General features: G+C 59.2%; 8 protein-coding genes, 1 tRNA gene and 2 riboswitches. Of the genes, 8 read left to right on the forward strand and 1 reads right to left on the reverse strand.

Annotated features, from left to right (window positions below; all coding sequences use genetic code 11):
- Window positions 1–32 precede the first annotated feature (32 nt).
- A complete protein-coding gene (locus LIO64_RS10970; protein WP_290549486.1) occupies window positions 33–2075 on the reverse strand; it encodes a TonB-dependent receptor in 2043 nt (680 codons plus the stop codon).
- A gap of 34 nt (window positions 2076–2109) precedes the next feature.
- A riboswitch (cobalamin riboswitch) is annotated at window positions 2110–2249 on the reverse strand.
- Between the two features lie 356 nt (window positions 2250–2605).
- Between LIO64_RS10970 and LIO64_RS10975 the strand changes: the two genes are divergently transcribed.
- The 8 genes from LIO64_RS10975 to LIO64_RS11010 all read left to right on the forward strand — a co-directional run bounded on the left by LIO64_RS10975 (window position 2606) and on the right by LIO64_RS11010 (window position 13863).
- Window positions 2606–5182, forward strand: coding sequence for a cobyric acid synthase (locus LIO64_RS10975; protein ID WP_290549487.1), 2577 nt, complete (start codon window positions 2606–2608; stop codon window positions 5180–5182).
- 3 nt (window positions 5183–5185) lie between these two features.
- The gene (gene cbiB, locus LIO64_RS10980) at window positions 5186–6178 is read left to right on the forward strand and encodes an adenosylcobinamide-phosphate synthase CbiB (protein ID WP_290549488.1); all 993 of its coding nucleotides are present in this window, start codon (window positions 5186–5188) and stop codon (window positions 6176–6178) included.
- Complete coding sequence (gene cobT / locus LIO64_RS10985; protein WP_290549489.1) at window positions 6175–7215, forward strand: nicotinate-nucleotide--dimethylbenzimidazole phosphoribosyltransferase; 1041 nt, start codon at window positions 6175–6177, stop codon at window positions 7213–7215. The genes cbiB and cobT overlap by 4 nt, the downstream gene beginning before the upstream one ends.
- An 18-nt stretch (window positions 7216–7233) precedes the next feature.
- Window positions 7234–7974: an adenosylcobinamide-GDP ribazoletransferase gene (gene cobS / locus LIO64_RS10990; RefSeq protein ID WP_290549490.1), complete on the forward strand. Its 741-nt coding sequence runs from the start codon at window positions 7234–7236 to the stop codon at window positions 7972–7974.
- Window positions 7971–8786 (forward strand): cobamide remodeling phosphodiesterase CbiR, encoded by an 816-nt coding sequence (cbiR, locus tag LIO64_RS10995; RefSeq protein WP_290549491.1) that lies wholly within the window; start codon window positions 7971–7973, stop codon window positions 8784–8786. The genes cobS and cbiR overlap by 4 nt, the downstream gene beginning before the upstream one ends.
- Complete coding sequence (locus LIO64_RS11000; RefSeq protein WP_290549492.1) at window positions 8761–9351, forward strand: bifunctional adenosylcobinamide kinase/adenosylcobinamide-phosphate guanylyltransferase; 591 nt, start codon at window positions 8761–8763, stop codon at window positions 9349–9351. Before cbiR ends, LIO64_RS11000 begins: the two co-directional genes overlap by 26 nt.
- A 159-nt stretch (window positions 9352–9510) precedes the next feature.
- A riboswitch (cobalamin riboswitch) is annotated at window positions 9511–9647 on the forward strand.
- A gap of 34 nt (window positions 9648–9681) precedes the next feature.
- A complete protein-coding gene (locus LIO64_RS11005) occupies window positions 9682–13644 on the forward strand; it encodes an autotransporter domain-containing protein (RefSeq protein WP_290549493.1) in 3963 nt (1320 codons plus the stop codon).
- Between the two features lie 136 nt (window positions 13645–13780).
- Window positions 13781–13863 (forward strand) — tRNA-Leu (locus LIO64_RS11010).
- Window positions 13864–13966 lie beyond the last annotated feature (103 nt).

Consider the following 13966-nt stretch of genomic DNA (forward strand, 5'->3'; position numbering starts at 1 on the left):
GGGTGCAATCAACAATTAGTTCTGAAAAGCAATTAGAATTCAACCGTTACGCCGCCATAAACACCGATGCCTCGGGCCTGCTGAGCTCCCAGCAGATAGGCATTGGTCATCACGTAATCCTGATCGAACAGATTTTCTACGCGAACATGGAACGTCATGTTTTCCGTAGCCTTGTAATTGACAAACAATCTCGCCGTATAAAAATTATCCAAGCGTGTAGAAGCAAAATCCGTACGTCCCATGGCTCCAGTAACACCGGCTCCGACAGTCCATTTTTCCTGAGGAGTGGTATAAATCTCAGCATTCACCACGTGGCGCGCCGTATTGGGAAGCTGAATAGTCGTAGCTGAATATTTGTTGTTGGAAGCAATATCGTTTGCCTTAGGCATTGTGAACGTGTAATTCACACGATAACCGGACTTCCATGAATCTCCAAATTCGCCTCTGAAATCAACTTCTAGACCATAGGAAGTGGCATGACTCACATTTTCCCACGACGTATAGTTGACACCATTGATGGTTCTTGAACCGGAACCGGATATCTGATCATTGATGCGCGTCCAAAACGCAGTTACAGTAGCATAATGATGTTCAGCCAATTTCTGCTCAACTCCCAAATCCCCCCCCAAGGAACGAGACAGCTTCAAATCCGGATTCCCGGCATAATTCCAGCCTGCCGTAGAAAGGCCATAACGTTCAAAGTAAGTCGGGGAACGGAATCCGGAACCTATCGATCCCAAAATTCGCGTGGAGGAATCTTTGCCTGCAACTTTCCACGAATTGGCATATCTCCATGTCAGATTATTATTCCACACCGTGGAATGCTCCAAACGTAGGGCGAGACTGGAATTAAAACTTTCTACAGGAGACCACATCTGTTCGGCAAAAAATGCATAAACGTTTTCCAAATCATCCTGCATCTTGTAATTATTTTTTCCGTAATAATCATCACGGTCCCAAGCCATGCCTAAAACAGTAGTCCAATGCTTATTCCAAGCTAATGCATTGCGCCATTCCATCTGGGAACGACGGTTGATCATGACGTTAGGCTGAAAATCATTTTCAGGAGTATGGCATGAGTAATTCATGGTATAATACCCCAGCATAAAACTTGTACGCCAAATTTCGGTAAGCTCGGCATCAACACGGCCGGTAATCAAATTACTGCGATTCTTATCTTCCGTATTGTAAAGATGAGGGTCGATCGTAGTTTCCCATGTAGGAGGACCACCATAAATTTCCTGGGGAGTGGGATATTCAAAATAAGAATCCAGACGGCGGTAGGTGAAACTCAACTTTACCTTGTCGTTCACATCATAGCCAAGACGTACCGCTTCCTGCCACTGACGAAAATCGTTCATTCCCGTTCTATTGTCAAAAATAGACGGATACAAAGTAGGATCATTTTCCGTTGTCTCAAAACCAACGCCTACAAAATAGGAAAGATTTTTAATTTTCCCCAAGGACGTCACATAACTATTGAATGTTCCATAAGAACCGGCTTCGGCAAAAATCGTGGTCAACGGTTTTCCCTCCCCTTCCGGAGTATCCATGGCAATCACACCGCCGATAGCTCCGGAGCCAAACACCGCACCCTGGGCGCCTTTCACCACTTCCACATTGCCCACTGTGAAGAGATTGCTAATCCCCAACATCTTGTTGCCGGACATGTTGGAATCACTAATGCGCATACCGTCTATCATGGTGAGGGTATAATCCTCTTTACTCATGCCGCGAATGACGGTGTTACTCACGGAACCGCGCTGCCAAACACCGCCGCCGTCCAACGTGTAGACGCCGGGCATCTGGGAAAGAGCTCCCGTCAGGGTTTCAATTCCTTCCTTCTCGTATTCTTTCGGATTGATCACGGAAACGGAAACCCCTGACTGATTATACGGCACGCCCACAAAGTGGGACGCCATGGTCAATTCCGGCAAGACCTGCATGGTTTCCGTCTTGGCGACGGGCTTGGAATCTTCCTTTTTGGCGGATTCAGCAAGGGAGGACTGGCCTGCGAATGCTGCAAGGCCAACGGCAATAGCGCCCATTTGAAGGGCTTTCTTCGTATAAAGCATGGTTGTAACGCCTTACGTCCGGTAACTCGCCGGACAGTTGGACAACCCCACAGGCTGGTTTTCTGGCTTGCGAGACAAGCTCGCTTACAGTGGCGGTACCGCTCCGGATTCACACCGGTATTCCCCATCTATTTCCTGCCCGGCTATGGGCATCCCTGAGGTCTGTAACCCTTCCCATAAGGGTTCATGGGAGGGATAAAATACCAAAGGAACCGGTATGACAAGCCAAAAAAATTTTTCTTTGAACATTCCGCCACATGACGGACGTTCCCGCTTCCGCACTCGCCGCCTCGTCCCCTTTTCCGCAGGAAGCGCTCCATTTTTGTCTTGTCACTCCGGGAGAGGACAGGACATGATGCGCCCATGACGAGCGCCATCCCCTCCTTCCCCTTCCCCGGGAAGGATTCCCGTTTTCAGCGGAGCTTCCGGTTCATGGACAACTACTTTTTCCAAGGCGCCCCCTTCCTTTATTCAAAACAGACGCCTCCCCCACACTCCCGTCTGAATCCTCCGGCCCCAGGCACCGCGGCATGAACACTTTTTCACATGGAGGGGATTTAAAATCCCTGGCTGCGGATGCACGGCGCTCCGAACGGGATATTCTGGATTTCAGCGTCAACCTGAGGCCGGAAGGAATGCCGGAGTTCATTGCTTCCGCACTGTGGAGGGCCATGGACGACGCGGTTCCCTATCCTTCCCCGGACATGAAGGAATTAAGGGAAACGGCGGCGGCCCGTTACGACCTGCCTTCCGGATGCTTCGCCTTCGGAAACGGAGCTAACGAATTGATTCATGCGCTCCCGCGTGCACTGGGCCTGAAACAGGCCGTCATTCCGGAACCAGCCTTTTCCGAGTACAGGCTGACCTGCCTCCGCCACGGTACGAAGGTCCTTTCTCCCCAGATAGAAGAAAGGGATTCCTTTACGCCATCTCCCTGCGTGCTGGGGGAAAAGGCCGCAGACGGAAGCGCCATTTTCCTGGCAAATCCCTGCAATCCGTCCGGAGGACTGCTGCATGTGCAGGCCCTCCGCCAGGCCGTGCAGGACCGCCCCGGCGTCATCTGGATTCTGGACGAATCCTTCATGGATTATGCGGAAGAAACGGAATCCCTTCTCCGTGACGCGGCTGTTCTTCCCAACCTGGTGGTGTTGCGTTCCCTGACTAAATTTTACGGCATGGCCGGCGTCCGGTGCGGCTTCTCTGTCTGCGCCGCTCCACTGGCGGAACGGCTGCGGCAGTCCCTGCCCGCCTGGAACGTGAACGCCTTCGCAGCGGCGGCGGCACGCGCCGTGCTGAAACAGCCGTCTTCCTGGGCAGACGGGGAACGCGCCCTGAACCGGGAACGCCGGGAGGATTTGTTCCGCAGGCTTTCCGCCCTGCCGGGCGCCGCCGTGCTCCCGTCCGAGGCCAATTTCCTGCTCTTCCGCCTGCCGGGAGCGCCCTCCGGGCTGGCTTCCCGTCTTCTGAAAAACCACGGTATCGCATTGCGCGACTGCTCCAATTATCCGGGGCTGGAAACAGGCGGCTGGTTCCGCGCAGGCGTCCGCACGCCGGAGGAACACGCCAGGCTGGAAGAGGCCCTGCAAACCGAACTGAAAGGAAACGGCCCCGCCATTCTCCGCAGGCCGCCCAAACCGGCCCTGATGATCCAGGGGACCTGCTCCGATGCGGGGAAAAGCGTGCTCACGGCGGCCCTCTGCCGCATTTTTCTCCAGGACGGGCACCGGGTGGCTCCGTTCAAAGCGCAGAACATGGCCCTCAATTCCGGCGTAACCGCCCTGGGGGAGGAGATGGGCCGCGCCCAGATGGTGCAGGCCCGGGCCTGCCGCATTGACCCTGACGCCAGGATGAACCCCATCCTGCTCAAGCCCCATTCCAACACCGGCTCCCAGGTGATTGTCATGGGCCGCGCCGTGGGCCATATGGAGGCGGGGGAATATTTCACGGCCAAAAGGCGCTTCTGGCCGGACGTACGCCGCGCGTATGATTCCCTGGCGGACGAATATGACGTCCTCTGCCTGGAAGGGGCAGGCAGTCCCGGAGAAATCAACCTGAAATCCGTCGACGTGGTGAACATGAACATGGCCCGCTACGCGCGCGCCAGGGTTCTGCTCACCGGGGACATTGACCGTGGCGGCGTGTACGCCTCTTTCCTGGGAACGTGGATGACGTTCTCCCCCTGGGAAAAAGAGCTGCTGGCAGGGTTCGTGGTCAACAAATTCCGTGGGGACCCCGGCCTGCTGGCCCCGGCGCACCGTTACATGCTGGACCATACGGGCAAGCCCGTGCTGGGCGTCATCCCGATGATACGGAACATCAACATTCCGGAAGAAGACCGGGCCGCACTCCCCTTTGAACAGGACGGGCACGCCAAGCATGCGGACAGCCTGGACGTAGCCGTAGTGATGCCCGCCCACGTTTCCAATTTCACGGACTTCGCCCCGCTGGCGGCGGAACCGGACGTACGCCTGCGCCAGGTGCGGACACGGGAGGAATGGGGCAGCCCGGACCTGGTGATCCTCCCCGGCACCAAGAGCGTGGCGGCGGACCTGGCCCTCCTGCGCGCCGCCGGGCTGGAAGAACCTATCCGCCGGCACGCCGGAAAGGGAAAATGGATTCTGGGCGTCTGCGGCGGCCTGCAAATGCTGGGAACGGACATTCTGGACCCGCTGCACATGGAATCCATGGAGGAACGAACGCCGGGGCTGGGACTGCTGGAACTTTCCACCACCTTCGCCGCCGCCAAAACACTGCTCAACGTGCGCCAGGCAACGACCCCTCTGCCCCCGGCTGCCGCGGGCTATGAAATCCACCACGGCGTCACCCTCCATGGGGAAACGAGCGCGCCCATCATGTTCCGGGAGGACGGTTCCCCCTGCGGTTATGGCAAAGGCCGCATCTGGGCCACGTACCTGCACGGCTTTCTGGACGGAGACCAGTTCCGCCGCGCCTTCATCAACATGGTGAGGGAAGATTCCGGCCTGCCTCCCAATCCCGCCCTGCACACTTCCTATGACCTGGACGGCGCGCTGGACCGCCTGGCGGACGTGGTCCGGGAACATCTGGACCTGAAGACCATCTACCGCCTCCTTCAACTGAAACGCTGACCCATGTTCCCGTGCCCCTTCATCCTGCCTGCGGCCCTTCTGCTGGATATTCTGGCAGGGGATCCCCCCAACAGGTTTCATCCCGTCTGCCTGATCGGGTGGTGCGCGCGCCGCATGGAAGCCCTGGCGCGGCGGCTGTGGGGGGGAACTTTTATGGCGGGAATGACGGCGGCGCTCGGAACCTGCGCTGCCATATGGTTCGCCTGCGCGGTGTTTTTCCTTCCCTTTTCCCTCTCTTCCTCTCCGTGGATTCCCTGGATTCCGGCTGTTCTGGTCATTTACATCTGCATGGCTCCGCGCGGCCTGGCGGAACACGCGCTGCGGGTGGCAAAGCCCCTGCGTACAGGGAATGACGGCGACGCGCGACGCGCCGTTTCCATGATCGTGGGGCGTGACACGGAACGGCTGGACCGTCACGGCATTGCCCGCGCGGCTATTGAAAGCGTAGCGGAGAATTTGACGGATGGCGTCTTTTCCACCTTGTTCTGGGCCGCAGCAGGATGTTTGATAGGGGGCGCCTTCGGGGCGGCCTCCGCCGCCCTGGTCCACCGCGTTTTCAACATTCTGGATGCCATGTGGGGAAAGAAAAACGACCAGTACAGACACTTCGGCACATTCGCCGCCCGAACGGACGATGCGCTCAATTTTATCCCGGCGCGCCTCATCCTGCCGTGCATTTCCGTGGCTTCCCTATTCGTGAAGGGAGCGTCCGCGCGGATGGCCCTCACTGTGGGATGGACTTGCCGCCATTCGCATGCAAGCCCTAATTCCGCCTGGAGCGAAGCGGCTTTTGCGGGCGCTCTCGGCCTCCGGATCGGCGGTCCGGTCTCCTACCAGGGAATTCCCGCAGATTATCCCTGGATAGGCTTCGGACGCACGGAAGCCACCGTCCGGGATCTGGCCCTGGCCATACGTCTCATGTGGATGACAACCTTCACGGGCACACTGATTTTCTCCCTCATCCTTTTCTTCTTTTCCCATTTCCAACCATCATGAATAAACTGCATATCCCCCCGCTGGACGAAGAGGCCGCCAAAGCCGCCCTGGAACATCAGAAAATCCTGGCGAAGCCCCCTCTTGCCCTGGGAAAACTGGAACCCGTGGCCATCCAGATTGCCGCCATGACCGGCAATCCCGCGCCGCGCCTGAAGGACAAGGCCGTCGTCCTCTTCGCCTCGGACCACCACATTGCCGACCACGGACTCAGCCTGACGTCCACGGACGTCACCTACATCCAGACCCGCAACTTCCTGAAAGGCGGCGGGACCATCAACGCCTTCACGCGCAATGCGGGAGCCCGCCTCTCCGTAGTGGACGTAGGCGTGAATTACGACTTCGGAGACCTGCCGGGACTGGTGAACAGAAAAGTCATGCACGGGGCCAACGATTTCAGCCAGGGCCCGGCCATGACGCGTGAACAGGCGCTGGAATGCCTGCAAGTGGGCATTGACATGGCCCGTGAGGAAAAAGCCAGGGGGCTGGACATCGTGGCCGCCGGAGAAATGGGCATCGGCAACACCACGCCGTCCTCCGCCATCGTAGCCGTGCTGACGGGCACGCCGGTGGAGACCGTGACGGGCCGCGGCTCCGGCGTAAAGGGGGAAGTCATCCGCAAAAAAATAGAACTGATCGAACAGGGGATTGCCCTGAACAAGCCGGACCCTTCCGACGCCATCGACGTGCTGGCGAAGGTGGGAGGACCGGAAATAGGAGCCATGGCCGGACTGATGCTGGGCGCGGCCTCCCTGCGCGTTCCCATTGTCATTGACGGCTTTATCGCCGGGGCGGCGGCGGCCATCGCCCAGGGCATCCGCCCGGAAGCGGCGCAATACTTCATCGGCTCCCACAACTCTGCGGAACCGGGGCACAAGCTCATCATGGACCACATCGGCGTCACCATGTACATGGACCTCGGCCTGTGCCTGGGGGAAGGCACCGGGGCGGCCCTTTTCTTCCCGCTGCTGGACGCCGCCACGCGCGTGCTGTCTGAAATGAAAACCCTGCCGGAACTGGACATCACCGTCCCGCGCTAACTCCCCCATTCCCGCACCATGGCCGTCATCACCACCATCCGCTCCGCCTTCGGCTTCCTGACCCGGCTGCCCGTAGGACCGTGGCCGCTGCAAAACGACCTGAACGGAATCTCCGCCTGGCTTCCGCTGGTCGGCATCGTCGTAGGGGGGCTGGCCGGCGGCCTCACGTGGGGGGCCTCCCTGCTCTTTCCCCCGCTGATCTGCGGCGTCATCGGCTGCGCGTGCTGGGTAGTTATCACGGGCGGACTGCATCTGGACGGCGTGGCGGACTGCGGAGACGGGCTTCCCGTGGAAGTGCCGAAAGAACGCAGGTTGGAAATCATGAAAGACTCCCGCCTGGGCACCTTCGGCGGCACGGCCCTGTTCTTCAACCTGGCCTTCAAGGCCGCCGCCCTGGCGGCCCTAGCGGCCAGCGGTTCCTGGGAGCTGCTGCTCACGGCATGCGCCCTGGCCGCCCTGCTGGCCCGCAGCCAGATCTTCATCGCCATGCGTTTTCCGGGAGCGCGCCCCGGCGGCATGGGGGAAGCCTTTAAACAGGGAACGCGCCCCGTCCACGCCCTGGGCGCCGCCGCCATCACCCTGGCGGCCTGCACGCTGGCAGGCTGGCACGGGCTGTATGCTCTGCTCACTGCGCTGGCTGGATCCACCGCCCTGCTCCTGTATGCCCGCCGCCGCCTGGGCGGCGTCACCGGGGATGTATTCGGCTGCACCGTGGAATGTACGGAATGGCTCGTCCTGCTCACCTTCTGCACTTTATGAAAGCTCCGCAAAAATGCCGCGTTCCGGGCCTCAACATCGGCTGCACTTCCTTCATCATTCCGGACTACTACGTCCCCGCCATCAGGGAATGCGTCCATTACGCGGATGACATCGCCCTCCTTCTGCTGGAAGCGGGCGACCATGGGGAAGGCCTCATTACCCCCGCGGAAATCAGGGAGCTGGGGCACATCGCCGCCGACGCCGGAGTCAAGTGGAACGTGCATCTGCCCACGGACGGCGGATTCGCCACGGAGGAATCAGGCCGCCGCTTTACGGAAAACATCATCCGCGCCATTGACCTGACCCGGGAACTGAATCCCTACACGTGGGTCATGCACGTAGTCACGGACCACATTCCCAGTCCGGACATGCGCCCGCACCTCACGGAGCGTGAAACGGAACGCATCCTCCGCAGCCTGGATCAGATCACGCCCCATCTGCCAGCTCCGGAATGCCTGGCCATGGAAAACCTGGAACGCCACCCTACCGACTATCTGGACCAGCTGGTCTCCGCTACGCCCCATTCCCGCTGCTTTGACATAGGCCACGTCTGGAAGGAAGGCCTGCGTCCGGAAGAACTGCTGCCGCTCTGGCTGCCGGACATACGCATGTGCCACCTGCACGGGCTGGAAAAACGGGACCACAAATCCCTGCACCACATGCCGGCTGATACGCTGGACGCCATCCTCCACCCTATGTGGAACATCCGCTTCTCCCCTCCCATCACCCTGGAAGTCTTCAGCCTGGATGACTTCCTGAACTCCCACCAGGCCATGCTTGAATCCCATGAACGCTACCTCTCTAAACACTGACGCCCCTTCTCCCCGCATGACGCTCGTCCTGGGCGGCATCAGAAGCGGCAAAAGCCAATATGCTGAAAAAATAGCCGCCGGATTCGGGAAAAAAATCCTGTACGTTGCCACAGCTGAAGTCTGGCCCGGGGCCGGCTCCATGGAGTACCGCGTCCGGAAGCACCGGGAACGCCGCCCTAACAACTGGCTCACGCTGGAATGCCCCCGCCGGGTAGCCGCCACCGTGCGGGAATCCGGCCTGCTGGACCAGGTGGACGGCGTGATTCTGGAATGCGTCACCCTGCTTGCCTCCAATACGCTGTACGCCCAGAAGGATCCCACGGACTACCTCCCCTTCCAGGAAGCCCTGATTGAAGAAATAGAGGCATTGAAGGAACTCATCCCCCAGTCCCCCGTGCCCTGGGTTCTGGTTTCCTCTGAAACCGGCATGGGCATCAGCCAGGCGGACGCGGAAACGCGCCACTACTGCGACGGTCTGGGAATAGCCAACCAGCTTCTGGCCAAAAGCGCGGATGAAGTCTACTTCATGGTGGCAGGACTGCCCCTGGCCGTAAAAAAACGTTAGAGGTACAGCTTTCCTTCACGCAACCTGAGTCAAAAAAGAAAGAAAAATAATTTTTTGATATTCAATATAATGCGCACTTCTTCATAAAGAAATGCACCGAATATTGACCGTGTAGTACCCCTGTGGTATGTTGACCGGGCCTTCATGATTTACGGAAGGCACTTCCGGGAAGCTCGTGGCACGAGCAGGAAATAAATGGGGAATCCGGTGTGAATCCGGAGCGGTACCGCCACTGTATGTTGTCCATTTCCAATGGGCAGCGAGCCAGATCGCCAGCCTCGAAGTATCTTATGAACCGCCGGCGAGTATTCCGGCATTCAGACCATATACATGCATTCATCCAACACGCTCCGCTTGAACGGAGCAGACTATGATGGTCCGGCCTCCTTGAAGTCCGGAATATTCCACACTCCTGCGGAAACCTCCCTGTACCACGCCAGGCACCGGATGCAGGCTGTGGCCATGACCCTGGCCTGCCTCGGCATGCTGGGAACGGTCCACGCCCAGGATACCAGCAAGGAAGACCTGACCGGCGTTTATGACGCCACCGTGGCCAGAACGGCCTCCGATGCAGACTTGGGAAAGGTCTCCGCCACCTTCAACATGACGGGCTCCAGCAATGTGCGCGGAATCTGGGGAAAATCAGGTACCCTCAGCATTGACACCATTGCCGGAAACGCCGAATTCAACGTCTCCTCCACGAAAAATAACGCTTTCGGCATTGACACCTCCTCCGGAGTCAATCTGGACATCGGCACCCTGGCAGGAACCTTCAACATTTCCGCAGCAAATACGAATGCCACAGGCATCCGGAGCTACGGGAAAATACTCTCCATCGGAACCATCACGGAAGACGCCCTCATCTCCATCACGGCCAACTTCTCCTCCAATGGCATTTATGCCTATCAGGGGCGCCTGGACATCGGTACGATGGCAGGGACAATCTCCGTGAATTTGGGAACGGGAAACTATGCACGGGGCCTGTATGCCTACGGAAACACCATGGATTACCAGGGCCCGCGCTACAAGGACGTCAACATCGGCGCCTTCTCCTCCACCGGCAGCATTTCCGCAACGACGACCGACGGCTACGGAGCCAGAGGCATCCAGTCCAATTACGGGCAGGTGAACATTACCCGGCTGGACGGTCAAATCACCGCAACCTCCGGCTCCAATGATGAAAGCGAAGACTTTTCCGCCATCGGCATTGAAGCCAGGGAAAACATCACGCTGGGAGACCTGGGAGCAACGGGAAGCATTACCGCCGCCACCAACGGCATGGACGCCTACGGTCTCTTCGCCGGAGAGGAAGGAGGTTACCAAACCCATTCCAATATTACCATCGGCAATGTGGGCGGCGCCATCCGGGCGGAAGCCATGACCGGAACGGCCGCCGGAGCACGCTCCACCGGATCCCTGACCGTGGGAGACATCAGCGGGTCCATCACCGCCTCCTCCACGGGAACGGCGGAAGCCTACGGCCTGCTGGCGGAATTCTCCCTGACCACAGGCACCATCAACGGAACCGTCAGCGCGGTTACAGCCGGCAACACGGCGGCTGCCCTGATGGGCGGAGCCGGCATCACGACCACCATCGGTTCCACCGGCGTCCTTGAAGCGACGGCAACGGGAGACAGCGCAACGGCATATGCCTTCTACAGCGGCTCCAATACGGGGTCCGGCCTTTCTACGGAAAACACCGCGGACAACATCACCGTGCACGCCGGCGCCGCCATCAGCGGCGTCTGGGAACTGGGCGGCTCCGGAGCGGAAGGCTCCGTGGATACCATTACGCTGCTGTCCGGCACGGCCGCGGATCCTGGGCTGTTTGACTACACGGTGCGGACCACCGTCAACACCAACAAGGACGATACGGCCACCCACCATTCCTCCGTCACCCTCAACGTGGGCAGTGCGGACAACAAGGCGAACTGGACCATTTCCACGGAAAAAGCGGCCGGACTGTTCAATCGCGTCAACGTGGGCTACGGCTCCACCGTCACCCTGACCGGGAATTCCCAGATCCTCCGTGACGGGGCTGCCCTCAACAACCAGGGCTCCATCTCCGGCAGCGGTACGCTTGCCATTGCGGAAAACATGACGCTGCTCAACGGAACCCTGGTGCAGAATACAGAGGGAACGGCTCTGGAAGTGGGCTTTGACGGACTGAACGTAAATCTGGACCTGGCCCGGAACGCCACGGTAGGCGCCACGGTGCTCAATACCACGGATTCCGCCTGGGTCGTCACGCTGGACCAGATCAAGGACGGTATCAGGGCCATGTACGGCACGAAGGTGGCCGGCTTCCAGCTGGAAAACTACCGCATGAGCTACCGCCTGCAGGGCCAGGTATTCCTGGGTGAAGGCGCTCCCATCGTCGTCAATCCCGGGGAAAGTATCTACGTGGGTGAAGGCTCCAAGGTCATCATCGGGGAAAACCTGCCTGAGCACGGCATCGTGCTGGAAGGAGGGGAGGTGGATTTAAGCCAGTCAGACGCCGTCATTTCTTCCAGCGCCGTCAGCGGCACATCCGGGCAGCTCACGCTGGCCGGGAAGGATGACAAGGAACAGAGCCTGAACTGGGAACACTCCGGCACGGTGGGCTACAGCGCCTCTGCCGCCGACGGAGGCGCTTTTGCCAACCTGAATATCACGGCACAGGACGTGAAGGTTGTCGCCAAGGGTTCCTACGCGGCGGAAAACGTCGTCATCAGCAATAACGCCACCCTCGTTCTGAACGGCAGGGACGCCAGCCTGGGCGTGGAAGGCGGGAGCATCCGGCTGGGGGAAGCACTCGCCCATCCGGCCAATCCGGGACACCTGGCGCTGAACGGCGCCACCGTTCTTTCCAACATGGAAACGAACAGCGGTTCCACCGTCTCCGGATCCGGCACGTTCAAGGGAGAAGTCACCTATTACGGCAGTGAAATCGTTATCGGCTCCGGTTCTTCCGCAGGCTACCACCACTATGAAGGCGGCCTGAACGCCTGGGGCGGAGTGCAGGAACTCACGTTCATCGTAAACGGAACGACGGCGGCTGATGCCGCCCACACCGGAGCGGACACCTATTCCCAGATGAACGTTTCCTCCTCCTACCATGTGGACGGAGCGCACGTCAACGTGGTCATTGGAGACAACCTGCTCTTCAGCAAGGAACAGAGCTTCTCCCTGTCCCTGGTCAACCTGGATCCCGGCACCGCCATTGATCCGGACGGCTCCCTGTGGGACCTGACCGGCATTGATCCCACGCTGAAGGGCCGTACGGACCTGGTCACAGATACGGACTTCACTGTTTCCAGTGACGGGCTGCACCTGATCTTCAACGGAAAGGTCAACATCAACGCCGTGAAGGCCCTGCGCGGGGAAGAAGCCTCCCGCATCGCCAACACGCTGTGGTCTTCCATTCGGGTGGTGGACAGCTTCGCCCATACAACGGCCTCCCAGCTGGACTTCCGCGGTCCGGGCAAGTGCAACATCTGGTTCTCCGGCCTGGGGGACTTCATGAACGTCTCCTCCTCCACGGGTGCCTCCGGCTTTGACTACAAGGGCGGCGGGTATGCCGTGGGCCTGGATTACGCCTGGACGAAAAACTGGATCTCCGGAGCGGCCTTCGGCCAGACCTTCGGTTCCTTCCATTCCGCGGACAGGCGGTTCAAGGCGGACCAGGACGGCCTGATGCTGGCCCTCTACCAGCGCTACCACCGCGACCTGCGCCGCGGAAACAGCCTGGACATTGACGGCTACTTCACCTACGGCCGCATGGACAACGACGCGGACGGAACGCTGGGCGGCAGCCCCACGACCGCCTCATGGAACGATGACGTGTACGGCTTCGGCCTGAAGGGAACCTGGAACATCCGCCTGAGCAATACGGATGTGCTGAAGCCCTTCGCGGGCATCGAATTCCTGTACGGCTCCCAGGGCTCCTTCGGAGAACGTTCCGGTTCCGGCACCGCCTGGTACCAGGACGGCTCCGTACAAAATTGGAGCATCCCCGCCGGCCTCACCTGGCAGAAGCAGATCGCCGTCGGCAAGGGCCAGTACCTGCTGCCGCAGGTGACCGTGGCTTACGCCGGAGACGTCTCCCGCCGCAACGCTTCCGTAAAAACGGACGCCTTTGGCACGCCCTTCCGGGCGGACGGAGTCCATCCCGGACGCCACGCCCTGATCGTCAATGCCGGCCTGAACTGGGTCATTTCCAGCGCCTGGAGCGCCGGAGCCTTCTACCATCTGGAACAGCGGGAACATATGACCAACCAGAGCGTCAACGCCACTGTGCGCTACTCGTTCTAAGAGTTCTTTCCATTGGGAAACATCCCGGAGGGAATCCATGGCGGATTCCCTCCGTTTTTTTCGGTAGAACGTTCATATTTCACAGTAAAATCTTGACTCTCCGGCCCCTTTGCCGCTTAATTTCACCGCTTCACGTGCCGACGTGGCGGAATGGTAGACGCGCTCGACTCAAAATCGAGTTCCAAAAGAGTGTGGGTTCGAGTCCCACCGTCGGTACCACCCTTTTCATACCGCAAGTTACTGTTTATTAGTACTTGCGGTTTCTTTTTTTCGGGTCAACGCCAAAATCGGTGGGAAGAGGTATTTGAGGTAGTTTTTCATC

The sequence above is a fragment of the Akkermansia sp. genome (assembly GCF_020860705.1).
Classification (GTDB): Bacteria; Verrucomicrobiota; Verrucomicrobiia; order Verrucomicrobiales; family Akkermansiaceae; genus Akkermansia.